We start from the raw sequence: 23,369 nt of genomic DNA, 5'->3' as shown, positions 1-23,369 counted from the left end.
TTGACGCCTGAACCTGTTTTATCCTGATCCGGCCACTTGCCGCGACGGACGGCTTGACGGGACGCAGTGCAGATTATTGAACTGCGTCCCGGCAGAACGGAAATGGGTTGGCAATGAGCGAGACATGCCAGATCGTGCCGCTGGGCGACCATGCCATGCTGGTACAGTTCGGCAGTACGATGGACGACGGGGCCAATCGGCGCGCGCAGGTTTTGGCAAGGGCGCTACTGGCCGACCCCATTGCCGGCGCGATCGAAATAGTGCCGAGCCTGGTATCGGTGCTGGTACGTTACGATCCGGGCAGGGTCGGACCCGTGCGGCTGGCGAGCGAAATCGGTCTACGGCTGTCGAAAAAGGCCGATTCCAGCGTGACCACGCACCGCATTTCCGTGCGTTTCGGCGGAGCGGATGGACCCGATCTCGAAGATCTGGCGGCGGGGCTGAAACTTGGTCCGGCGGAATTCATCAAACAGCATTGCGCGGCGCCCCTGCGCATATTGGCGACCGGCTTTGCGCCTGGTTTCGTCTATTGCGGATTTCATCCTCCGGGTCTCAACGTGCCCCGGCGCCAACAGGTGCGGCCCCGGGTTCCGGCGGGAAGCGTGCTGTTCGCCGCCGGGCAGACGGCGATTGCGGCCACCGATATTCCAACCGGCTGGCATGTGATCGGGCGCACCGAATTTCGCAATTTCGATCCCGAGCTTATGCCGCCCACCCAGCTTGTTGCGGGCGACGAAGTGCTGTTCGAGGCGCTGGCATGACGGTGCTTCTGCGTATCGAACGGGCGGGGCCGCTGGCCACGATTCAGGACGAGGGGCGCGAAGGCATGCTGGCGCATGGCGTGAGCGCGTCGGGGCCGATGGATCGCGGCGCCTATCGACGAGCGGGAGCACTGGCGGGAGCCCGGGGCGAGGGTGGAATCGAATTCACCCAGGCGGGGCTCGACCTGGTGGTGAGGGAAGGCCGCACCTCTATCGGCTGGGAGGGAGGGATTTTCACTATCCGCGTCAACGGGCAGGCCGTGGCTTGGCCCGGTTCCGCGCATTTGTCGAAAGGCGATCGTTTGTCGGTAACGCCGGGGGCGGCGGGCAATTACGGCTATCTGCGATTTGGCGCGGTGCTGGACCTGAAGCCGGTGCTGGGAAGCGTCTCCACCAATATCAGGGTGGGGCTGGGAGGGCTTGCTGGGCGGGCGCTGGCGGCCGGCGATGAATTGATCCTCGAGGGCAATGGCGTGCAGGCGGAGGAGCTTCCGCCGCCGATGGTGGAGGGCGGTCCGATCCGCTTCATTCGCGGCCTGCATTGGGAGCGTTTTTCGCGCCGGGTGCAGGAAAGTTTTGTCGCGGCGCGGTTTCGGGTGACGCCGATGATGGACCGGATGGGGGTTCGGCTGGCCGATGAAGAGCAGGTCTTTGCCGGCGAAAGCATCCTGTCGCTGATTTCCGACCCGGTCCTGCCCGGCGATATTCAAATCCTGGGGGACGGCACGCCGATCGTCCTGATGCGCGATCACCAGCCGACCGGCGGCTATCCGCGCATCGGCACCATCATTTCCGCCGATCTCGACCGGTTCGCGCAATTGCGGCCCGGCAGCGCGCTTGCGTTCGCGCCAATCTCGGTGGAGCATGCCCATGGCCTGTTGCGGAGTGGGCGGACATGACGAGCATCGATCTCAACGCCGATCTGGGCGAAGGCATGGGCGGCGACGACGACCTGCTGGCCATCGTGTCGAGCGCCTCGATTGCCTGTGGCGGGCATGCGGGCGACGCAGCGAGCATCCGGCACATCCTCAAGGTGTGCAAGGCGCGCGGCGTGCGGGCCGGAGCGCATCCGGGCTATATGGATCGCAAGGGGTTTGGGCGCTTCCGGCTGGTCATGCCGCTGGAACAATTGCTGAACCAAATCCGGGACCAGTTGTTCCTCATCCGCCATATTGCCGCCGAAGTGGACGTGCCGCTCGACTATGTGAAGCTGCATGGCGCGCTGGCCAACCAGACGGCGGAGGAACTGACCTTTGCCGTGGGCATCTTCGCCGCGATCCACGCCATGGACCCGCATATGGCGGTGCTGGCGCTGGACAATAGCCAGCAAGTGCGGGCGGCGGGGGCTGTGGGGCTGCCAATCATCCGGGAAGCCTATGCCGACCGGGCCTATACTGCCGATGGCCTGCTATTGCCGCGTTCCGAAGAAGGGGCCGTGATCCACGATCCCGAAGCGGTGATTGCGCGCTGCCTGCGGCTGGCCCTGCATGGGGAAATCGAGGCTGTTGACGGCTCGGTGCTGAAATCTTCGGCGCGCTCGATCTGCCTGCATGGCGATACGCCGGGGGCTGTCGATCTGGCGCGTGAGGTGCGCGATGCGCTCGAGGGCGAGGGTGTGACCATCGCGGCGGTCGCGCCGGAGACGGATGAACTCTGGGGCCTTCAGGAGGGAGAGGGTGAGATCGGCATCATGCCTTTGAACCCAAAGGCCCCAGAGTAGGCGTGCTGGCCCGAGGGCCGAAGTTGAAATCTGCCGACGTAACCGGCTGCCAGGTTGCCTTTGTCGTCATTGCCCGGACGGGCCGGGCCTTGACGACAATTGGCGGTCCGGTGCGCGCCTAGATCGCCAGATATTCGTGGCGGAGTTCGGCATTGTCGAGCACTTCCCTGGCGGTGCCGGTGAAGGCGACTTCGCCGGTATCGAGGATCACGGCGCGGTCGGCCAGCTTGAGCGCGGCCACGGCGTTCTGCTCGACGATGATCGTGGTGATGCCCAGCGGCTTGATCGAATGCAGGATGCGCTCGATCTCGTGCACGATGACCGGCGCCAGACCTTCATAGGGCTCATCCAGCAGCAGCAGCTTGAGATCGCGGGCCAAAGCGCGGGCAATGGCCAGCATTTGCTGTTCGCCGCCCGAAAGGGTGACGCCATCTTGGGTGCGGCGTTCGGCGAGGCGCGGGAAACTCTCGTAGATCTGTTCGAGGCTCCAGCCATGACCGGGGGCCACCTTGGCCAGGTTGAGGTTTTCCTCCACGGTCAGGCCCTGGATGATGCGGCGATCCTCGGGCACCAGCTGGATGCCGGCGCGGGCGGCCTCGAAACTCTTCATCTTGTGGATGGGATTGCCGTCGAGCCAGATTTCACCGCCACGCATTTCGGGATTGTCGGCGCGGGCTATGGTGCGTAGCGTCGAACTCTTGCCCGCCCCGTTACGGCCCAGCAGCGCAAGAATTTCGCCCTTGCGAATGTCCAGCGACACACCCTGCACGATATAGCTCTCGCCGTAATAGGCGTGAACGTCGCGCACCGAGAAGAAGGGGCGGCTGGTTTCGATATTGGCGGACAGGCTGCCAGCAGAGGCTTGTGCAGGGCTTTGTGCGGTCGTTTGTGCGGTCATGGCAATGGCGCTCATTCGTGGGCTCCTCCAAGATAGGCTTCCTGGACCTTGGGATTGCCGCGCACCTGGTCGGGCGTTCCGTCGGCGATGATGCGGCCCTGGGCGAGAACGGAAATCTTGTCGGCCAGCGAGAAGACTACGTGCATGTCGTGCTCGATGATCACCTTGGTCATGCCGCGTTTCTTGATCTTCTTGAGCAGCTCGATAGTGGTGTTGGTGTCGTGGCGGCTCATGCCGGCGGTGGGCTCGTCCAGCAGCAGCAGGCGCGGATGCTGGATCAGGCACATGGCCAGTTCCATCCGGCGCTTGTCGCCGCGTGAGAGCACGCCGGCCATGCTGTCCTTGCGGGCCATCAGGCCCACATCTTCAAGCATTTCCTCGGCTTCGGCGCGGATGGTGGTCTCGCTTTCGAGGGTGCGGAGCATGTTGAGCTTGAACATGCCGTCGCGCTTGGCGAGGGCCGGGATCATCACGTTATGCAGAACCGAGAGATCGGCGAAGATCTCCGGGGTCTGGAACACGCGGGCAATGCCGAGCTGGTTGATCTGATAGGGCTTGCGCCCGGTCAGGATGGCGCCGTCGAACACCACCTGGCCGCTGGTCGGAGCCAGCTTGCCGATGATGACGTTGAGCAGGGTGGACTTGCCCGCCCCATTCGGTCCGATGATGGCGTGGGTCTTGCCTTCCTCGACCTGAAGGTCGATGTCGGCCAGGGCGTGCAGGCCACCGAAGCGCTTGTGAACGTCCGCGACGTGCAGGACAATGTTTCCATTGGACATGTGCTGATCCTACTCCGCGGCCTGGGTCTGGTTGGATGCGCGGGGCGTCTTGCCCCGATTGCGGAAGGCCGAGGCGACGCGGCGCACGCCTTCCATGATGCCACCGGGCAGGAAGATCACGATGATCACGAAAACCAGGCCCAGCGTCAGGTGCCAGCCATCGCCGACGAACTTGCCAACAATGGTGACGAAGAACGTGTCCACGCCATCGGGCAGGAAGTCGAAGAAGCGGGCGAGGATGTTGTCGTTGAGCGCCGAGAGGATGTTCTCGAAATACTTGATGATCCAGGCGCCGATGACGGGGCCGACCAGTGTGCCGACACCACCAAGGATGGTCATGAGCACAATTTCACCGGAGGCCGTCCACTGCATACGTTCGGCACCGGCAAGCGGATCGGTGACCGCCAGAAGCGCACCGGCGAGACCTGCATACATGCCCGATATCACGAAGGCGGAGAGGGCATAGGGGCGGGTATTGAACCCGGTGAACTGCATGCGGGTCTGGTTGGACTTGATGGCCTTGAGCATCATGCCAAAGGGCGAGCCGGCAATGCGCTGGGCCAGGAAGAAGGCGGCGATGAGGAAGGCGGCGCAGAAATAGAAGCCGGCATAGCCGCCAATGGGGGTTCCGAACAGGGTCGGGATCGGCTGGCCGACAAAGCCATGGCCCACCGCCGCGTCGATGATGCGCGGATCGTTGAGGGTCAGTTGCAGGCCGGTTTCGCCATTGGTGATCGGGGTGAGCACCGAATAGGCGAGGTTGTAGCTCATCTGGGCGAAGGCCAGGGTGAGGATGGAGAAATAGATGCCAGAGCGGCGCAGGCAGAGGAAGCCGATGACGAGGGCGAAAAGCCCCGAGATGATCACGGCGAAGACCATGGCCGGAATGGCATCGAGCGTCAGCAGTTTCAGCGACCAGACGGCGGTATAGGAGCCGACGCCGAAGAAGGCGGCATGGCCGAAGCTGAGATAGCCGGTCAAGCCGAACAGGATGTTAAAGCCGACGGCGAAGATGCCGTAGATCATGAAGCGTTGCAGCAGATCCGGGTAGCCGGCGCCGAAGGGCGCCAGCCAGATCGGCATGGCCAGGACTACGACAGAGAATCCGAGCAGCAGCAGGAGGTCGTTGCGGGACATGAGAGTGGAATTCATGTCAGGTCTCCATCACACCGCGCCGACCCATGAGGCCACGCGGACGAACGAGCAGAATGACGACAGCGATCAGATAGATGATGATCTGGTCGATGCCGGGGAAAATGGCCTTTACCTGGTTCATGGAGGCGAAGGACTGGAGGATGCCGAGCATGAACCCCGCGGCGACGGCGCCGGGCAGGGAGCCCATGCCACCCACCACGACCACCACGAAGGAGAGGACGAGGAAGTCCATGCCGATGTGGTAATTGGGCGGCAGGAGCGGGGTGTACATGACGCCCGCGACACCCGCCACGACGGCCGCCAGGCCGAACATGATGGTGAAGCGGCGATCGATATTGATGCCGAGCAGGCCCACGGTTTCGCGATCGGCCATGCCGGCACGGACGACCAGGCCGAATGTGGTGAACTGTAGGAAGGCGAAGACGCCGCCAATCACGACGCCGGCGAACAGGAAATAGACCAGACGCCAGATCGGATAGGTGATGACATTGGCCTGCATGCCGAGCCAGGCGCCGATGTCGGCGGCGCCGCGCAGGTCGGTGGGCATGGGCTGGGGAATGGGGTTGGGGCCGAAGATCGACTTGATCACTTCCTGCGCCACGATGGCGAGGCCGAAGGTCACCAGGATCTGTTCGGCATGGGGGCGCTTGTAGAAGTGCTTGATGATGCCGCGCTCCAGCGCAATGCCGATGACCAGCATGACCGGAATGGTGATCAGGATCGACAGCGGCACGGAATAATTGACCAGCACCGCGCCGAAATCGCCGAACCAGGCCTGGACCAGCGGCTCGCGGATTTCCAGCGGCGCGCCCCAGGGGGAGAGCTTTTCGGGGTCGATGGTGACGGTTTCCATGGTGAGGAGCATGCGCACCGTGACGGCGCAGAAGGCGCCGAGCATGAAGAGCGCGCCATGGGCGAAATTGACCACGCCCAGAGTGCCGAACACCAGGGTGAGGCCAAGGGCGATCAGCGCATAGGCAGCGCCTTTGTCGAGCCCGTTGAGAAATTGCAGAAAGATGACTTCGAACATAGGTAGCTCCAGCGTGGCCGTAGGACGCTTCTGTCGTCTCGGTCGTCACCGCCGGGCTTGTCCCGGCGGTCCATCGGCGCGTTGGCGGAATGGATTGCCCGGACGAGCCGGGCAATGACGACGTTGGATAGAGCGAAGGTTACGCGCTCAGCACTGCGGTGCGGGTTCTGCGGGGCCGAGTTCGCCGCCGAAGATCGCCGGATCGTAGGTGGTGGTCTCGCGATCCACTTCCTGGACGATGTTGAGGACGTCGAACTCGCTGGAGGGATTGTCGTTACCCTGCACAACCAGAACCGACTTCATGCACTGATGGTCGTCGGCGCGGTACAGCGTGCGACCATTGCCCATGCCGTCGAACTCGAAACCTTCCAGCGCCTTGATGACTTCAGGCGGATAGAAGGTGCCGGCGCGTTCAACCGCGTCTGCATAGAGCAGCGTCTGAACGTAGCAGGTATGAGCAGCCTGCGAGGGCGGAGCGCCATATTCCGCACCAAAGGACTTGGTGAAGGCGATGGAGCCCGGATCCTGAAGGTTCCAGTGCCAGTTGGAGGTGCCGAAAACGCCGCGCACGGCCTCACCGGCGCCCTTGGCCATCAGTTCGGAGAACATCGGAACGATGATTTCGAACTGCTTGCCATTGGCCTGACGGTCACGCAGGCCGAACTGGACTGCCTGCGGCAGCGAGTTCACCATGTCCAGACCGTAATGGTTGAGGATCAGCACGTCCGCACCCGAATTCAGAATCGGGGTGAGGTATTGGGAATAGTCGGAGGACCCGAGCGGCGTGCGCACGGTTGCCACGGTATCCCAGCCCAGACCTTCTGTCGTGGCCTTGATCGATTCTTCCTGCGTCCAGCCCCAGGTATAGTCGGCGGTCAGGTGATAGGCGCGGCGCTCGCCGCCATATTGCTCGGCCAGAACCGGGCCCAGCGCGATGCCGGACTGATAGGCGTTGAAGAAATGGCGGAAGCCGTAACGACGCTTGTCCTTGCCGGTGGTGTCGTTGGAATGGGTCAGCCCGGCCATGAACATGATGCCCTTTTCCTGGCACAGGCTCTGGACCGCGATGGCTTCGCCCGAAGACGTGCCGCCGGTGATCATGATGGCGCCGTCGCGCTCGATCATGCGGGTGGCGCCGGCGCGGGCAACGTCGGACTTGGTCTGGCTGTCCGAGGACACATAGCCGACCTTCTTGCCGAGAATGCCGTTGCCCTTGAGGGCGGACGGGGTCAGCACATTGAGCAGGCCGCCATCGCCTTCACCATTGAGGTGCTTGATGGCAAGCTCGTAGGCCTTGAGCTCGTCCGCGCCTTCTTCGGCATAAGCGCCGGTCAGGGGCAGGTTGAGGCCGATAGTGACGCTGTCGCCAGTGGGGTTGTTGCAGAATTCCTGCGCCCAGACGCCCTTGGTGAACATCATGGGCGCAACGCCCGTGCCGATAATGCCGGCCATGCCGGTTTGCAGCACTTTACGGCGGGAGAACCCGCGCTTCAAAAGTGTCATAGATCTCCTCCTTTGGCGCGGGACGTCCGATACATCGTCGGAGGTTCACCGCCTGCCTAGTATTCGGCGCATTTGAAAATGGCGGCAATAGGCCATTGTAATTCCTCTAGAAAATTGTAAATTGTTGATCTGTTCTTTGTGGGTATTTGTCAAAACGTTGACAATTTGCCCAGCCCCGGAGGGGAGATCATGAGGGCGCCGATCGGATTCCGGATCAGCAACAGGCGGAAATCGTTGAAGATTTCCCAGGCGGCGCTGGCGCGCCTGGTCGGCATCTCGCCCAGCTATCTGAACCTGATCGAAAACAACAAACGCGATGTCGGCGGGACGCTGTTGCAGCGGGTCGCCCATCATTTGCAGATCGATATCGGCGACCTCACTGGGCAGGCCGAGCAGAAATTGCTGGCCGACCTCGAAGAAACCTATGCCGACCCCATGGTCGAATCCCTGCCGTTCCAGCCCGACGAGCGACGGCAATTGGTGGCGCAATATCCGGCCAGCGCCACGGCGCTGGCGCGCCTGCACCGGGCCTATTCGGACGCCATCGCCAGCGCCGATGCCTATGCCGACCGGCTGCGCAGCGATCCGCTGCTGATGCAATTGCTGCATCAGGTACTTTCCGGCATCACCGCAGTGCGTTCGAGCGCGGAAATTCTGGAGGAAGTGCCGGACCTCGACGAGGCGGAGCGGCAGCGCTTTCTTGCAGCAATCGGGCGCGAGACCCGCAATCTCAGCGATGTCGCGCGCAACATGATCGGCTATTTCGACAATGCCAGCGCCGAAAGGCGGTCGATTTCGCCAGCGCGTGAGATCGACGACCTGCTGATCGAACGGCGCAATCATTTTCCCGAGCTGGAAGAAGTCGCTGCCAGCCTGCGCCGGGAGATCGAGATCGAGGGGTCATTCGGCATGCGGACCCTGACCGACCTGCTGGAGCGGCGCTTCGGTCTGCACATCGTGGTGGGGGGCGCGCCTCCGGGCGGCGAAGCGAATTTTCCGGGGCAGTATCGGTTCCTGCCAGAGATCGGGACCATGTGGCTGGCGGGAGCGACTACGCTGGCCACGAGGCAATTCCAGCTGGCCCGGCTCTATGGCGAGCTGGCGGCGGACGAAACCATCGAGGAAGAATTGCAGAAGGCGGCGCTGGGCAGCGTGGCGGCGCGGCGGCTGGCGCGGCGGGCCCTCGGCTCCTATCTCGCCGGGGCCATGGTGTTTCCCTATTCCGAATTTCTGGAACTGGCCGAGGACGCGGCCTATGACATCGACCAATTGCGGCAGAACTACAATGCCAGCTACGAGCAGGTGGCGCATCGGCTGGTGACGCTGCGGCGCAAGGGGGAAGGGGGCATCCCGTTCGGTTTCCTGCGCTCCGACCCCGCCGGACGGCTGACCAAGCATTTCCCGCTGCCGAGCCTGCTGCTGCCCTATTCGGGCCATGCCTGCCCGCTCTGGGCCATTTATGGCGCGTTCCGCACGCCGGACATGCCGCTGCGGCAGGTGGTGCGGTTTTCCGATGGATCGCGCTATCTGTTTGTCGCGCGCACGGTGCAGCGCCGTGCTGCGGCCTTTCACCAGCCTCCGGTGACCGCCTCGATCATGCTGGCCTGCGACGTGATGCATGCCGATGGGACGGTTTATGCACAGGGCCTCGATCTGGGTAATCACGACGCCGACGTGCCGGTGGGGCCGACTTGCCGGCTCTGCACGCGTTCCGATTGCGCCAGCCGGCAGGAGGAAGCCCTGGGGCCATCCCTGAGCGAGAAGCCGCTGCGCGCGCCGCTGGTGCCATGAGGAATAGCGCTTGGCGAAAACTCGCGATTGCGGTTTAGTGCGGATGTTCGCGGTGGGGAGACCGGGAACAAACCGGGGGAGAATTTGGGCATCGATGTCCTGATAGCCGAAGACGAGCCGAGCATTCTCGAATCGCTCGATTTCATCCTGCGCCGCGCCGGCTGGAGCATCGAATCGGTGACGGATGGCGAAGCTGTGCTGGAGCGGGTGCGCCGTGCGCCGCCGCGCGTCCTGGTGCTCGACGTCATGCTGCCCAAAAGAAGCGGGTTCGATGTGCTCAGGCAATTGCGCGCCGATGCGGAAACGCGCGACCTGCCGGTGCTGATCCTGACCGCAAAGGGCCAGCAACAGGATCGGCGCATCGCCGAGGAACTGGGCGCCGACAGTTTCGTCACCAAGCCATATTCCAATTCCGAAGTGGTGGGGGCGGTGCGAAAATTGCTGGGTGACAATGTCGGAGAGGCGTAGGGTCGTCGGGGGAATGCTCCTGCTGACGGTGATGGGGCTTGTTGTGCTCGTGCCGCCGGTGGTGACCCTATTCAACCGTGACAGCACTGTGTTCGGCGTCCCGCAGATCGTCGTCTATCTCTTCTTCATCTGGCTGGTGCTGATCCTCGGCACCGTGCTGCTGACTCATTACCTGGCGCCGGACCCCACGGCGCCCCGGGAAGAGGGCGACGGCTGATGCTATCCGCCGATTTCGTCATCGCCACCTCCGTCGCCTATGTCGGCCTGCTATTCGTGCTGGCCTATTTCGGAGACAGGCGGGCGCGGGCCAACAAGCGCTCATGGCTCAATTCGCCGGCGGTCTATACGCTCTCGATTTCGGTCTATTGCACGAGCTGGACCTTTTATGGCGCGGTGGGCAATGCGGCGCGCAGCGGGCTCGAATTCCTCACCATCTATCTCGGCCCGACGCTGGTTTTCGTGGGCTGGTATTTCCTGCTCCGCCGTCTGGTGCGCATCAGCCACCTGCATCGGATCACCTCCGTGGCCGACCTGCTATCGTCCCGGTTCGGCAAATCCAGCCGGCTCGGCGTGCTGGTGACCTGCATCGCTGTGATCGGCATCGCGCCCTATATCGCCTTGCAGCTCAAGGCGGTGACCTCGTCCATCCAGGCAGTGGCCGGGGCCTCTGAATTCGGGCGCGGCAGCCTTACCGGCATCGACGATGTGGGGCTGGCGCTGGGCGTGGCGGCGGCCATGGCGCTCTTCACCATCCTGTTTGGCACGCGGCATGTCGACGCCAAGGAGCAGCATCACGGCGTCGTGGCGGCAATTGCCTTCGAGGCCGTGGTCAAGCTGACCGCGCTGGTCGCCGTTGGCGTCTTCGTCGTCTATATCGGGGGCGGGGTCGAAGGCATATTCACCCAGGCGGCGGCGAAGGGCTTCGCTTTCGACACCTCGGCCAGTTTCGACAGCCGCTGGATCACCACGCTGGTCCTGTCCATCGCCGCCATCATCTGCCTGCCGCGGCAATTCCAGGTGACGGTGGTGGAGAATTCGGACGAAAACCACCTGCGCGTCGCCGGCTGGGCCTTCCCGGCCTATATGATGCTGATGAGCATCTTCATCATTCCCATCGCCGTCTATGGGCTGACGGTGATGCCCGAAGGCTCCAATCCCGACATGTTCGCCCTGACCCTGCCATTGTCAGCGGGGCAGAATGCGCTGGCTCTCTTTGCTTTTATCGGCGGTTTTTCATCCGCTACATCAATGATCATCCTGGAATCCATCGCGCTCTCGATCATGGTGTCCAACCACATCATGATGCCGCTGGTGCTCAAATTGGGCGCTGTCTCGCAGAGCGGAGACGGGCAGGGCGTCAGCAGCGTGCTGCTGATCGCGCGGCGCTTCGCTATCGTCCTCATCCTGTTGCTGGGTTTCTTCTATTTCTTTTTCACCCGCGATTCCGATGCGCTGGCGCCAATCGGGCTGATCTCCTTCACGGCCATAGCGCAGTTCTTTCCGGCGCTGCTGGCGGCGATCTTCTGGCGCGATGCCTCGCTCAAGGCAGTGACGACCGCCATTCTGGTGGGTGCGATCATCTGGGCCTGGACCTGCTTCCTGCCCTCCCTGGCCTCGGTTTCGCCGCTGGTGTCGGTGCTGCTCGAGGAGGGGCCGTGGGGCATTGTCTGGCTGCGGCCGGAGGCCATGTTCGGGCTGGAGGGCTGGGATCCGCTGGCGCATGCGGCATTCTGGAGCCTGTCCATCAATACGCTCATCCTGACGCTCGGATCGCTGATGACGCGGCCATCCTCGCTCGAACGCATCCAGGCGACGGCCTTTGTTGATATTTTCCGCCGCCACGGCTTGCCGCAGCGCAACTTTCTCGCCGGTTCGGCCACGGCCAATGACCTGTTCTTCGTCGCCGAGCGTGTGTTGGGCGAGAAGCGGGCCGTGGCGCTGTTCGAAGCGGCGGCACTGGAATCGGGGGTCGATCCGGCGCAGCTGGAGCCGACATCGGAATTCATCGGCGGGCTGGAACGCGAACTTGCCGGGTCCATCGGCGCATCCTCGGCGCATGTTATGCTGTCCAAGGTGGTGGCCGGCGGCGACGTATCGCTGGAAGAAATGATGCAGATGGCCGACGAAACCCAGCAGGTCATCGAATATTCCCAGCAATTGGAAAAGACCTCGGCGGAACTGCGCCTGACGGCGCGCAAGCTGGAAGACGCCAATGCGCAATTGCGCGAGCTGGACAGCCAGAAGGACGAATTCCTGAGTCAGGTGAGCCATGAAGTGCGCACGCCGATGACGTCGATCCGCTCGTTCTCGGAAATCCTGCTCGACACCGGGGAACTTGATGAAGTCCAGCGCAGGCGGTTTCTCTCCACCATCCATCAGGAGAGCATGCGGCTGACCAAGCTGCTCGACGAAATCCTCGACCTGAGCGCGCTGGAGCGGGGCGAGCGGACCTGGCAGAACGCCCCTGTCGATGCCGAGGACGCGCTGAACCGGGCGCTCAGTGTCTGCGACGCGCTGTTGCGGCAGAAGGGCATGCGAGTGGAGCTGGGCGAGCGGGCGCATACGACCATGGTGGAGGGCGATGCGGACCGGTTGTGCCAGGTGTTCATCAACCTGATTTCCAACGCGGTCAAATATAACGACGTGGACAATCCCGTGGTGCTCGTCACCTCATCGGTGCGCAACGGCAATTATGTGGTGGAAGTCTCGGATAATGGTCCGGGCATCGGCAAGACCGAGCGCAAGATGATCTTCGAGAAATTCTGGCGTGGCGTATCCGGCTCGGGCGATCAGGGCGGTGCGGGGCTTGGCCTCGCCATCAGCCGCCAGATCATCGCCCGGATGAATGGGGTGCTCGAACTGGTTCCCGGACCGATGCCCGGCGCCTGTTTTCGGGTCCGGCTTCCGGTCGCTGGGCGAGAGGGGTGATTGAGCCCAAGGTTGCCGATGGCTTCGCTGCGCGCTATGTGCACAGGATTGGACACCGCCGCCCAGCCGGCATGAGGAATGCGATGAAACTGGCCTTTGTCATCCCCGCCTATAATGAAGAGGCGCTGATCGGGAAGTGTCTTGAATCGGTGCAGGCGGAGATCGCGCGGTCGGGCATGAATGCCGATGTCATCGTGGTCAACAATGCCTCCACCGACCGCACCGGCGAAATCGCCCGCTCGTTCGAGGGCGTGCGGGTGGTGGACGAGCCCAAAAAGGGGCTGGTCAATGCCCGCGATGCCGGTTTCGCCGCCAGCGAAGGCTATGACCTGGTCGCCAATATCGACAGCGACACGATCGTTCCTGAAGGCTGGCTCGATGTGGTTCGGCGCGAATTCGACAAGGATTCCAAGCTGGTCTGTCTCAGCGGCCCTTATATCTACTATGATATGGCGCTGCATAATCGCGCCCTGGTCGGCATGTTTTATGGGCTGACCTATCTCATCTACCTGCTCAACCGCTTCGTGCTGCGCGTGGGCTCGGTGGTGCAGGGCGGCAATTTCGTGTTCAAACGCGATGCCTGGGCAGCGGTCGGCGGCTATGACCGGACCATCGAGTTCTTCGGTGAAGATACCGATGTGGCGGTGCGCCTGTCCAAGGTCGGCGGAGTTAAATTTACCTTCGCGCTCAAGATGAAGACTTCCGGCCGACGGCTTGAAAAGGAAGGCGTGTTTCGTACCGCTGGCACCTATACGCTCAATTTCTTCTGGGTGACGTTCCGGGGCAAGCCGGCCACCAAGGCCTATAACGACATCCGCTCCTGACGATTCGGATATAGTGCGCTAGACTTGCGGGCCAGTTGATGTGGCCGGAGCCGGTCTGGCAGATGAGCATTGGGTCGCAATTGCCGCCTCTTCCGCTGGCGCAGGCCAGTGCGATGTTGCGCGCGCTGGATCAGGGCCCGGGGCAGAATGTCGAGGCCCGCGTCCTGGGGCCCTTGCCCGGCGGGCTGACCCAAGTGCAGATCGGCAGGCAGGTTATGAGCCTGCAATTGCCTGCCATGCCACCGGTGGGCGCTACGCTGACGCTGGCGGTGCAACAGGCCGAGGGGCAGGTGCGGGTGGCGCTGGTTTCGACGCAGCCGCCAGCAGCGTCGCCGGGCGGCGTGCCGCCGCCGCCGCCGGCGAGCCTGCCGGCCACCTCGGTGCAATTGTCGGCCGCTGCCCTGGCGGCACCTGGCGCACCCTCCGCCGCGCCTTTGGTGGCCAGCGCGGCCAATGCTCAGCCGTTCGTGCCGCCACCTCTGCCCGGGCCGGGCGCGCCGATTGCCAATGCGTCCCCCACCACTACTTCGGGTAATGCGCCGCCGGCAGCGATGGCGGCGCCTTTGGACCAAAGGCCGGTGTCCAATAGCGCCGTTCCGCGGGCCATGGGCGAGCAGGCGGCGCCCCCAGTCAATGCCGCAACGTCCGCGCCGGGCATGCGCCCGGCCATTCCCTATGCCCAGGCTGGGCCCGCGGCCCTTCCCAGCGCCGCCGCGCCGATGCAGGGCGCCACCAGCGCTGTGTTGCCGCCGGTGGCGCAATCGACGATTGCCGGCAATGTCGGCCAGCATGCGCCGCCGCGCGGTGCGCAGTTTCCGGCCAATATGGTGACGCAGGCCCCGGCCATTGCGCCCTCCGCTGCTCCGGGTGTAGCCAACCCGCAGGCGGCGCTGACGCAGATGGTGCAGCAGGCGCTGGTGCGGCAGGACAGCGTGGTCGGCCTCACCACGGCACTGACCCATATAGTGGGGCGGGTAGCGCTGCCCGAAGCGGTGATGAAGGCGGCGCAGCAGGTTCTGGCGCAGCGCCTGTCGCTGGATGGGGGCGGGCCGGACGGCGCGGCGCTGCAAAGGGCAGTGAAGAATTCGGGAATTTTCCAGGAGGCCATGCTGGCAGGCGGGCAGGCCAAGGCGGCTGGCGGCGACATGAAAACGGCGCTGCTGGGATTGCAACGCCAGCTTGGGGCCTGGCTGGGCGATCAGCCGGGGGTGGAGCAGGTGCGCGCCATTCCGCCGCCGCTCAAAGGCGTCTTGCCCCGGGCGCGGGCGGAGAATGGCTCGCAGGGTAGTTTGCCGGACGAGCCCGAACTGGCCGGCAAGGTGCTGCTGGAGCGCACCGAGGCGGCCTTGTCGCGGCTACGATTGCACCAGAACGCGTCATTGCCCGAACCGGCTTCGCGGCAGGAGGCGCAATGGAGCCTCGACCTTCCGGTGGTGTTGAATGGCCAGCAGAGTCTTCTGCATATTCAGATCCACCGGGATCGCAATGGCGATGAGGCCGGGCCGGAGGAAGATCGGGGCTGGCAGGTGCGATTCGCGATCAATCTCAGTGACATGGGCGAAGTTGGCGCGCAGGTATCCCTGCGCGGTGCGGCGACCGGCGTGCTGCTCTGGGCCGAGAATGATGCCTTGGCCGCCGCGCTCGACGAGGGCGTCGGCGCCTTGCGGCAAGAATTGGAGGCTCTGTCGCTGCTGCCGGGCGCCATCGTGGTGCGCAAAGGCGCGCCCAATATGCCGGCGCAGCCGGCAGCGGCCTCCGGCCATATCGTGGATGCGGTGCGATGAGCGACAATCCGAGCGATCCCAGGGCGCTGGCGGTGGCGCTGCACTATGAACAGGGCTCGCGCGAAGCGCCGCGCGTGGTCGCCAAGGGCAGGGGGTTGGTTGCCGAAAAGATCATCGCACTGGCCGAGGAAAATGGCGTGGTGATCGAAGCCAATCCGGTCCTGGCGGAAGCGTTGAGCGGGGTGGAACTGGACGAGACCATTCCGGTCGAGCTTTACGAAGCCATCGCGGTGGTCATCGGCTATGTGCTGCGGCAGGCAAGGCCCCGGGGATGAATGGCGGCGGGTTCTGAGGATTCGGAGCCGGACGGAAACGACTTTTGCTGGCGTCAGCGGACGCTGCGCTTTTCGTAGAATTCGTTGCCGCCGGCCTCGAGCACGTAGAACATGTTGTTATATGGGAAGCGCAGGCCCGCCGTGTGGAAGTGCTGGGCATTCTGGACGCCGGGATGGCGCGCGCCACGCAGCACCTGATCAGAAACCTGCGCGGCCAGAACCGCGCCGCTATCGATCATCGGCTTGCTCAGGACGCCTTGTGCGAACTGGTTCTTCTGGCCGACGACTTCACACACACTCTTGGGATAGCGCGGATCGTTGACGCGGTTCATCACCACCGTGCCCACGGCCAGCATGCCTTCGGCGCTGGAGCGGTTGGATTCAAAATACATGGCCCGCATCATGCATTCCTTCTCGCTCATCCGATTGAAAGCGAAATTCATGCCGAGCAAAGAGCAGCCGCCCAGGGTGGTGACGGCGACGGTAAAGACGGCAAGGCGCAGAACGGCGCCGGCAAATCGGGACATGGGGGTATTCCAGGCTGTGACAAAGAAGTGTCTCGGCCTGAAAATGCGCCCGCAGGCTTAAGGAATGGCTCAGGAAAAGGGTAAACGAAACATCACCTGCGCATGAGGCTGGCGAGCAGCAGGGCCGTGGCGACAACGGCAATGGCCGGCACGGGATCACGACGCAGGGCGCGGGCGCCGCGCCAGGCCTGGCTGCCTGCCATTTCCGCGAGGTGCATACCCTGGCGCGATGCCTCGCGGCCGAAATCGGAGAGGTTCTCGCTCCAGTCATCGGCAGCATGGCTGGCCTGCTTCGACAGCGAGCGACCGATCCGGCGCATGTCGCGTTGCAGGGATTCAATTCTGGCCTCGAGGCTGTTGGGGTCGCGATGGGAAAGGCCGAGGCTGGACAGGATATGATCAAGGGACATGGGACGCTCCGTGTTTCGGGGGGACAACGAAAAATATCCGATCAGGTTCCGATTGCCCTTGATCCGCCGCCACGGGGCGGTCATTTAATTCCGATGATGGAGACACATCGATGACCAAGAGCACGGACCGCCTCAACCGCCTGTTCAACCGGCTGGAGCGAAGCATTCCGGCTTTTGCCGCGAACTGGCTGGCGCGGGTGCGTCGACCCGAGGCGCGCTGGGTGCGTATTCCGCTTGGTGTGCTACTGGTGTTCGGCGGGATATTCAGCTTCCTGCCGGTGCTTGGCATATGGATGCTGCCGCTGGGGTTGCTGCTGCTCGCGGTGGACCTGATGTTCCTGCAAGGGCCGGTCAACATGGCGATCCTGCGCGGCTCGCGCAAATGGACGAGCTGGCAGCGTTCGCGTCGGGACAAGAAAAAGAACCATCAATAACGGCACATCCGGTCGCGTTCCAGGTTGCCAAGCGCCTCTGTTCTTTGCGCTTTTGTAAGAGGTCATCTGTTATTTTTTCAATCGGGCGCAGCAGGAGGCGGGCGGCCCGGTGGGTGACGACATGCGTTTTGCAGTGGTGAGCGATAGCAGGGAATGGAGTGAGCAGGGCCTCGTGCTCACGGAGGCAAGTTCGGTGCATCCGTGGGAAGTCGAGGACGAAGCGCGCAGGCGCAAGGCGGCCTTGGGCCTCGATGAATGGCGATTGCGCGAATATGTAAGCGGCGAGCCGATTCCGCTTCGCATCCGCCAGCTCTGCGAGCAGGTCGATCTGGCTTCCATGGCGCTATCGCGCAAGTCGAACATACCGAATGATTTCCGGGACGATCTTTATTGGCCACGCTGCTGGTAGGCGCATGGCCAGTTCCGGCGATACCCTGAACGGGGGGTGACTCGAAGGGCGTCGAGCGCGAGTCTCTGACGGTCCGGGAGATTTCGCCATGCGCCGCCTGTTGCCCGTCGCCGCCCTGTTGCTGTTCGCCGCGCCGGCCCAGGCGGAATGGTTTTTCGTCGATGTGAGCGACGATGAGGTCATCGCCTATCTGGTCGGGACGGCCGACACGACCGGCGCGTTCGAATTGCAATTTTACTGCGACGACTGGTTTGTCGGCAATGTCGAGTTGATCCTCTATACGGCCGAGACGTTTGAGCCCACCACCAGCTACGCGGAAGACGGCGTGCTGGGTGTGATTATCGACGGTGAACCGAAGGCCGAGGTGACGGCGTTTTTCGATAGTTACGAAGGAGAAGTGCTGATCAACACCTCCAGTTTCGAAGTGGACAATCTGGGTGATGTCGTCCTGGCCATTGCGGAGGCTAGGGAAACGATCGGCCTCACCTATTTTGACCGCAGCTATGTGTTTCCGGCGGAAAACGCCCGATCCTCGATCGAGCAATTGGCCCAAAACTGCCCGAGCCAATGAAACCGTTCCGACCTGCTGTCGAAGCGGTCGCCCGCCATTCGTCATCATGGCAGGCATAGCGGGACCGGTATTGGCGCCTCAATTTGATCACAAATACGCCAAAGTAGGGAATGGCCCCTGACACAGGCTGTCGCCGGCCCGGACTAGCCGTTGAGCATGAAAGCGCTGCGTTCTAAATATGGGGGCAGCGCCAGAACCGGATCCTTTGTCATGAAGCCCTTTCACCAAATCCTGGCGAACAATCTCGTCGCCAATGTCACCAATTTCACGGTGTGGTTCGCCATCACCTTCTGGATTTTCCTCGAAACCCGCTCGGTCTTCGCCACAGGCATGGTCGCCGGTATCTATCTGATCTTCACCGCGGGACTGGGCTTCTGGCTCGGTTCCATAGTCGATCACAATGCCAAGAAACTGACCATGATGGGGTCCAGCGTGGTGTCGGCCCTGTTCTATGCTGCGGCGTTGGCGCTGGTGCTGTTCGAACCGGAGGGGGCGTTCAAAGATCCGTTCGGGCCCTATCTCTGGCTGTTCGTGCTCGTGGTCATGCTGGGTGTGCTTGCGGGCAATATTCGCGCCATCGCGCTGCCGACGCTGGTGACGATCCTCATTCCCGAGAATGAGCGCGACAAGGCCAATGGCCTGGTGGGTATGGTGAGCGGCATCGGCTTTCTCACCACTTCGGTGATCTCAGGCTTCCTGGTGGCCTATACGGGCATGCTCGGCGTTCTGTCGCTGGCCTTTGGCATGACGATCCTGGCTTTCCTGCATCTGGGCAGCGTGCATATCGACGAGGGACGGCCAGCGCCGAGTGCCGACGCGCCGGCGGAGCCGAAACGGGTGGATATCGGCGGCACAATCCGCGTCATCGCCGCCGTGCCGGGGCTGTTCGCGCTGATCTTTTTTGCCTGTTTCAACAATTTCCTCGGCGGCATCTTCATGGCGCTGCTCGACGCCTATGGCCTGTCGCTGGTGTCGGTGGAGGTCTGGGGCCTGATGTTCGGCGTTCTGTCGACCGCCTTCATCGCCAGCGGCATCATCATCGCGCGCACCGGGCTGGGCAAAAACCCGCTGAAGACGCTGCTCATGGTCAATCTCATCACCTGGTCGGTGTGCTGCGTCTTTACCATCCAGCCCTCGATCTGGCTGCTGGCGGGGGGCTGTTTCGTCTGGATGCTGCTCGGACCCTATGCCGAAGCAGCCGAACATACGACGCTGCAAAAGGTGGTTCCGCTGGAGCGGCAGGGACGGGTTTTCGGCTTTGCGCAATCGGTGGAGCAATCGGCATCGCCGCTGACGGCGTTCCTTATCGGACCGCTGACGCAATTCGTGGTCATTCCCTTCATGACCGATGGGGCGGGGGCCGACGCCATCGGCTGGTGGTTCGGCACCGGGCCTGCGCGCGGCATGGCGCTGGTCTTTACCCTTGCCGGTATTGTCGGGGTGATCATCACCATCGTCGCCTTCAATTCCCGTTATTACCGGGATCTGTCGGCGGCCTATGCGGCGGGGCAGGACGATGATGGCGAAGATGGCGGGGCGGCTGTCGCCAGCCCCGCCTGATCGGTAGCGCGGCAGTTACGCGGGCACGGCGCTTGCTGGCGTCGTGTCCTCGTTCCTGGGCGGGAAGGCCAGCGCCAATGCCGCTGCGCCGAGGCCAATGAATGCCGAAGTCACGTAGAGCCAGTGGTAATTGCCGAAAGTGTCGAACAGGAAGCCGCCGCCAAGCGGGCCGAAGGCCATGCCGATGGAGGAGGTCATGGTGATGCCGCCCAGCACCGTGCCCATGACTTGCGGGCCGAAATAGTCGCGGGCCAGTACCGAATAGAGCGGCATGACCCCGCCATAGACCAGGCCCAGCACCAGCGCCAGCATGTAGAAATGCTGTAATTCGCTGACATAGATATAGAGATAGATGCCGAGCGCCTGGAGCGCGAGACCGCCGACGATGACGCGCCGGACGCCGATGCGGTCGGCCAGCAGGCCAAAGAATACGCGGCCGAAAAGGCCGGCAAAACCTTCCACGCTGTAGATGCTGGCCGCCGCCAGCGCCGAAGCGCCGCAGAGCATGGCATAGCTTACCGTATGGAAGATCGGGCCGGAATGGGCGGCGCAGCAGAGGAAGAAGACGCCGGCGAGGATGAAGAATTGCGGCGTCCGAAAAATCGCCGCCATATTGGGCGGACGCGGCTCGGCCGGGGCGACATCGCTGGCTGGCGTCGGCGCGGTCGCCACGGCTTCGGGCGCGCGGCGAATGAGAAAGGTGGCGGGGACGATCAGGACGGTGGCGGCAATGGCCGTCATCATCATGGCATCGCGCCAGCCGAAATTCTCGATAAGGATCGTGGCCAGTGGTGTGATGGTCATGGGCGCAATGCCGCCGCCGAGCGAGACCAGCGAAACGGCGAGGCTGCGATGCTTGTCGAACCAGCCCAGGGTGGTGGCGATCAGGGGTGCGAAGAAGGCGCCGCCCGAGGCGCCGACCAGGCCGCCATAGGCGAACTGGAAGACCAGCAGATTGTCGGCACGGCTGGCGACGAAAAGACCGAGGCCCAGAAGGCAGGCCGCGATCAGCACGACGGGGCGCGCGCCGATGCGGTCGGTCAGCGTGCCCCAGATGAAGCCGGCAACGCCCATGACCACGAAGCCCACGGTCATGGCGCCGGAAATGCCGGCGCGGCTCCAGCCGGTTTGCTCGGATATGGGTTGGAGATAGACGGGCAGGGCGAACATGGCGCCCATTGCCAGACAGGTGATCAGCGCGCCGGCGGCGACGATGACCCAGCCATAATGCCTTTCCATGGAGGAATTCCTTCTCAGCAGGTTTGCCAAGCCATGACGGATGAGGCGCTTCGAAAACGACGCTGGCAAGCAGATTTTCGTGGGTCTCTTGCCGGGGCGCGCGGCGCGCCACATATTCGAAGCATGACCGAAAAGAATCCGACGACACGGCGCGAAGGCGCGGTGCGGCCACAGGGTGAAGTGCGGGACGAGATCGCCGCCTTCGTGCAGAAGGTGGGCAGGCTGGCGCGCCCCAATGCGCAGGACGATGGGCGGCTGCTGTTTGCCATGGACGCAACCATGAGCCGCCAGCCAACCTGGGACATGGCGATGTCTTTGCAGGCCGGCATGTTCGACGCCATTCCGCGCGACGCGCATTTGCAGGTGCAATTGCTGTATTTTCGCGGGCTGGGCGAATGCCGCGCCTCCAAATGGGTCAAGGATGCGTCGGCGCTGTCGCGGCTGATGAGTGGGATTGCCTGCCAGGGCGGCAACACGCAGATCGGCAAGGTGTTCTCCCATGCCCGCGACGAGCACAAAAGGCGGCGTATCAATGCCGTAGTGTTTGTGGGCGACGCCATCGAGGAGAATGTGGATGCGCTGAGCGCCAAGGCGGGCGAGCTGGGCCTGCTCGGTCTGCCGCTATTCCTGTTCCAGGAAGGCCGGGACACTCGGGTCGAGGCGGCATTCCGCGAATTTGCGCGTTTGTCCAAAGGCGCTTATGCACATTTCGATAGTTCCGCGCCGGGGCAATTGGCAGCCTTGCTGAAGGCGGTCGCGGCATATGCGAGCGGGGGCAGGGCGCATCTGCGCCTGCAAGACGGTGGTGAGGCGCGGGCGCTGCTGGCGCAGATCGAGGGTAGATGAACTGGATTCTGATTATCGGATTCGGCCTGTTGACGGCGCTTTGGCTGTTTCAGGCGGCCCGCAAGATGGATCGGCGCGTGCTGATGGCCAGTCTGCGCTGGATCGTGGGTGGGCTGGCGGGGCTGATCGCGCTGGCGGCTCTGCTGCTGCGCCGGATCGATGTTGCCATGATCGTCGGCGCGCTGGCGGCATCGGTGCTGTTGCGCGGGCGGATCGGCCAGTTTTCTTTCGACAGCATTGCCAGCGGAAATCCGAATGTATCCAAGGTCCGCAGCCGCTATCTGGCGATGGAGCTGGATCACGATACCGGTGATCTGTCGGGCCGGGTGCTGGACGGGCAATTTGCCGGCTGGGATCTGTTCGACCTCGGTGAACACGAAACCCGCATGCTGATCGATGAGATTGGCCATGACGCGGAAAGCGTCAATCTGCTGGAAAGCTGGCTCGACACCAATCGCGCCGGCTGGCGCGAATATTTCGCCGAACAGGCGGCGGGAAGCAACTCACGGAGCGGCGCACCTTCAGGCGAATCGCGCGATCCGGTGGCGGAGGCCTATGCCGTGCTCGGCCTGAAGCCTGGCGCCGATGCAGAAGCGATCAAGGCGGCGCATCGGGAATTGATGAAGGGTGTGCATCCCGATCGCGGTGGGTCGGAATTTCTCGCCGCCAAGATCAACGAGGCGCGTGACCTGCTTCTGGAGCGGGTCGGGCGGACTTGAGGCGATGAAGTAATTTTCAGTTCCGGCGGTTTCGCGCCCCGCATGACCCATGTCCGGCTGGATATGAGGCTGCGGCTGGATACGGCTGAACCAGTCCCGGATCTCCCAAAACCATGACTATCGGAGTAGAATATTGAGCGTCGCCTTTACCAAGGAAGAGAGCGCGGAAACTGCATCGGAAACCATGCTGCCCGACCGCCCCTTGCCCGAGGGGCCCAATCTGGTGACGGCGGCCGGCCTCGCAGCGCTGGAACAGCACTTGGCCGATGCGCGCGCCACCTATGACGCCGCCATGAGCGTGGAAGACGTCAATGAGCGCCGGCGCCAGGCTGCCAGTCCGTTCCGTGACCTGCGCTATTTCACCGAGCGGCTGCGTAGCGCCCAGGTTGTGCCGCCGCCCGAAAATCGGGACGTGGTGGCCTTTGGCTGCGTCGTGACCTTCGAGCGCGATGACGGGCGGGTGCAGACCTATCGCATCGTGGGAGAAGACGAAGCCGACCCGAAAGCGGGAACGATCTCTTTCACCTCGCCCATCGCCCGGGCCCTGATCGGCAAGGGAATCGGCGAAGTTGCCGGTGTCGGCGGCGGTGAAGTGGAAATCGTCGCCATCGGCTAGCGAGGCGGGACTTCCGGCAAACGCACGTTATTGCTACGTTTTTTGTCGGTGCGGCAGTTTTATTCCAAACAGCGGCCCTATTTTGGCGCTCCAAGGCGCAAAGGCGGCTCGGACTCGGGCAT

Annotated in this window: 25 protein-coding genes; 17 read left to right on the top strand and 8 right to left on the bottom strand. The window is 63.3% G+C overall.

Features of this window, described 5'->3' with window-relative positions:
• Positions 1-113: 113 nt before the first annotated feature.
• Genes H0482_RS01920 through H0482_RS01910 form a run of 3 tightly spaced genes read left to right on the top strand, consistent with a single transcriptional unit; the run spans position 114 to position 2,481 of the window.
• A complete protein-coding gene (locus tag H0482_RS01920) occupies positions 114-761 on the top strand; it encodes a 5-oxoprolinase subunit B family protein (RefSeq protein WP_193728333.1) in 648 nt (215 codons plus the stop codon).
• Positions 758-1,660, top strand: coding sequence for a 5-oxoprolinase subunit C family protein (locus H0482_RS01915; protein ID WP_193728332.1), 903 nt, complete (start codon positions 758-760; stop codon positions 1,658-1,660). The genes H0482_RS01920 and H0482_RS01915 overlap by 4 nt, the downstream gene beginning before the upstream one ends.
• Entirely contained in the window at positions 1,657-2,481 is an 825-nt protein-coding gene (locus tag H0482_RS01910) for a LamB/YcsF family protein (protein ID WP_193728331.1), read from the top strand. The genes H0482_RS01915 and H0482_RS01910 overlap by 4 nt, the downstream gene beginning before the upstream one ends.
• A 118-nt stretch (positions 2,482-2,599) precedes the next feature.
• Here H0482_RS01910 and H0482_RS01905 read toward each other — a convergent pair whose 3' ends face one another.
• The 5 genes from H0482_RS01905 to H0482_RS01885 form a co-directional block, all read right to left on the bottom strand.
• A complete protein-coding gene (locus H0482_RS01905) occupies positions 2,600-3,379 on the bottom strand; it encodes an ABC transporter ATP-binding protein (RefSeq protein ID WP_193729061.1) in 780 nt (259 codons plus the stop codon).
• Between the two features lie 11 nt (positions 3,380-3,390).
• Entirely contained in the window at positions 3,391-4,158 is a 768-nt protein-coding gene (locus H0482_RS01900; RefSeq protein WP_193728330.1) for an ABC transporter ATP-binding protein, read from the bottom strand.
• A gap of 9 nt (positions 4,159-4,167) precedes the next feature.
• The gene (locus H0482_RS01895; RefSeq protein ID WP_193728329.1) at positions 4,168-5,310 is read right to left on the bottom strand and encodes a branched-chain amino acid ABC transporter permease; all 1,143 of its coding nucleotides are present in this window, start codon (positions 5,308-5,310) and stop codon (positions 4,168-4,170) included.
• 1 nt (position 5,311) lies between these two features.
• Positions 5,312-6,343 carry a branched-chain amino acid ABC transporter permease gene (locus H0482_RS01890; protein WP_193728328.1) on the bottom strand — a complete coding sequence of 344 codons (1,032 nt, stop codon included), beginning with the start codon at positions 6,341-6,343 and terminating at the stop codon, positions 5,312-5,314.
• Positions 6,344-6,490: 147 nt separating this feature from the next.
• Complete coding sequence (locus H0482_RS01885) at positions 6,491-7,846, bottom strand: substrate-binding protein (protein ID WP_193728327.1); 1,356 nt, start codon at positions 7,844-7,846, stop codon at positions 6,491-6,493.
• Between the two features lie 189 nt (positions 7,847-8,035).
• Here H0482_RS01885 and H0482_RS01880 point away from each other — a divergent pair, with 189 nt between their 5' ends.
• From H0482_RS01880 to H0482_RS01850, 7 genes are all read left to right on the top strand, one after another.
• Positions 8,036-9,637: a helix-turn-helix domain-containing protein gene (locus H0482_RS01880; protein WP_269144652.1), complete on the top strand. Its 1,602-nt coding sequence runs from the start codon at positions 8,036-8,038 to the stop codon at positions 9,635-9,637.
• Positions 9,638-9,721: 84 nt separating this feature from the next.
• A complete protein-coding gene (locus tag H0482_RS01875) occupies positions 9,722-10,105 on the top strand; it encodes a response regulator transcription factor (RefSeq protein ID WP_193728325.1) in 384 nt (127 codons plus the stop codon).
• A gap of 13 nt (positions 10,106-10,118) precedes the next feature.
• Complete coding sequence (locus tag H0482_RS01870; RefSeq protein ID WP_193728324.1) at positions 10,119-10,322, top strand: hypothetical protein; 204 nt, start codon at positions 10,119-10,121, stop codon at positions 10,320-10,322.
• Positions 10,322-13,033 carry a sensor histidine kinase gene (locus H0482_RS01865; RefSeq protein ID WP_193728323.1) on the top strand — a complete coding sequence of 904 codons (2,712 nt, stop codon included), beginning with the start codon at positions 10,322-10,324 and terminating at the stop codon, positions 13,031-13,033. The genes H0482_RS01870 and H0482_RS01865 overlap by 1 nt, the downstream gene beginning before the upstream one ends.
• Positions 13,034-13,116: 83 nt before the next feature.
• Positions 13,117-13,857 carry a glycosyltransferase family 2 protein gene (locus H0482_RS01860; protein WP_193728322.1) on the top strand — a complete coding sequence of 247 codons (741 nt, stop codon included), beginning with the start codon at positions 13,117-13,119 and terminating at the stop codon, positions 13,855-13,857.
• Between the two features lie 62 nt (positions 13,858-13,919).
• A complete protein-coding gene (gene fliK / locus H0482_RS01855; protein ID WP_193728321.1) occupies positions 13,920-15,641 on the top strand; it encodes a flagellar hook-length control protein FliK in 1,722 nt (573 codons plus the stop codon).
• Positions 15,638-15,916: an EscU/YscU/HrcU family type III secretion system export apparatus switch protein gene (locus tag H0482_RS01850; RefSeq protein ID WP_193728320.1), complete on the top strand. Its 279-nt coding sequence runs from the start codon at positions 15,638-15,640 to the stop codon at positions 15,914-15,916. The genes fliK and H0482_RS01850 overlap by 4 nt, the downstream gene beginning before the upstream one ends.
• A gap of 53 nt (positions 15,917-15,969) precedes the next feature.
• On the opposite strand, the gene H0482_RS01845 is transcribed toward H0482_RS01850, so the two are convergent.
• Complete coding sequence (locus tag H0482_RS01845; RefSeq protein WP_193728319.1) at positions 15,970-16,443, bottom strand: cell wall hydrolase; 474 nt, start codon at positions 16,441-16,443, stop codon at positions 15,970-15,972.
• A gap of 92 nt (positions 16,444-16,535) precedes the next feature.
• Entirely contained in the window at positions 16,536-16,853 is a 318-nt protein-coding gene (locus H0482_RS01840; RefSeq protein WP_193728318.1) for a hypothetical protein, read from the bottom strand.
• 110 nt (positions 16,854-16,963) lie between these two features.
• Between H0482_RS01840 and H0482_RS01835 the strand changes: the two genes are divergently transcribed.
• The 4 genes from H0482_RS01835 (at position 16,964) to H0482_RS01820 (ending at position 19,827) form a co-directional block, all read left to right on the top strand.
• A complete protein-coding gene (locus H0482_RS01835; RefSeq protein ID WP_193728317.1) occupies positions 16,964-17,287 on the top strand; it encodes a hypothetical protein in 324 nt (107 codons plus the stop codon).
• Between the two features lie 109 nt (positions 17,288-17,396).
• Positions 17,397-17,696: a hypothetical protein gene (locus H0482_RS01830; protein WP_193728316.1), complete on the top strand. Its 300-nt coding sequence runs from the start codon at positions 17,397-17,399 to the stop codon at positions 17,694-17,696.
• A gap of 88 nt (positions 17,697-17,784) precedes the next feature.
• The gene (locus H0482_RS01825) at positions 17,785-18,267 is read left to right on the top strand and encodes a hypothetical protein (protein WP_193728315.1); all 483 of its coding nucleotides are present in this window, start codon (positions 17,785-17,787) and stop codon (positions 18,265-18,267) included.
• 210 nt (positions 18,268-18,477) lie between these two features.
• Entirely contained in the window at positions 18,478-19,827 is a 1,350-nt protein-coding gene (locus H0482_RS01820; RefSeq protein ID WP_193728314.1) for an MFS transporter, read from the top strand.
• A gap of 15 nt (positions 19,828-19,842) precedes the next feature.
• Here the strand turns inward: H0482_RS01820 and H0482_RS01815 are convergent, their stop codons facing one another.
• Positions 19,843-21,066 carry an MFS transporter gene (locus H0482_RS01815; RefSeq protein WP_193728313.1) on the bottom strand — a complete coding sequence of 408 codons (1,224 nt, stop codon included), beginning with the start codon at positions 21,064-21,066 and terminating at the stop codon, positions 19,843-19,845.
• A 123-nt stretch (positions 21,067-21,189) separates the two neighbouring features.
• Here H0482_RS01815 and H0482_RS01810 point away from each other — a divergent pair, with 123 nt between their 5' ends.
• The 3 genes from H0482_RS01810 to greA all read left to right on the top strand — a co-directional run bounded on the left by H0482_RS01810 (position 21,190) and on the right by greA (position 23,247).
• A complete protein-coding gene (locus H0482_RS01810) occupies positions 21,190-21,912 on the top strand; it encodes a VWA domain-containing protein (RefSeq protein WP_193728312.1) in 723 nt (240 codons plus the stop codon).
• A complete protein-coding gene (locus H0482_RS01805) occupies positions 21,909-22,631 on the top strand; it encodes a DnaJ domain-containing protein (RefSeq protein WP_193728311.1) in 723 nt (240 codons plus the stop codon). Before H0482_RS01810 ends, H0482_RS01805 begins: the two co-directional genes overlap by 4 nt.
• 133 nt (positions 22,632-22,764) lie before the next feature.
• A complete protein-coding gene (gene greA / locus H0482_RS01800) occupies positions 22,765-23,247 on the top strand; it encodes a transcription elongation factor GreA (RefSeq protein WP_193728310.1) in 483 nt (160 codons plus the stop codon).
• Positions 23,248-23,369: the final 122 nt, after the last annotated feature.

Source organism: Devosia faecipullorum (assembly GCF_015158295.1).
In the GTDB taxonomy this organism is placed as follows: domain Bacteria; phylum Pseudomonadota; class Alphaproteobacteria; order Rhizobiales; family Devosiaceae; genus Devosia; species Devosia faecipullorum.
Note: the sequence above shows the minus strand (reverse complement) of the source record. Positions and strands in the feature narration are given on the sequence as shown.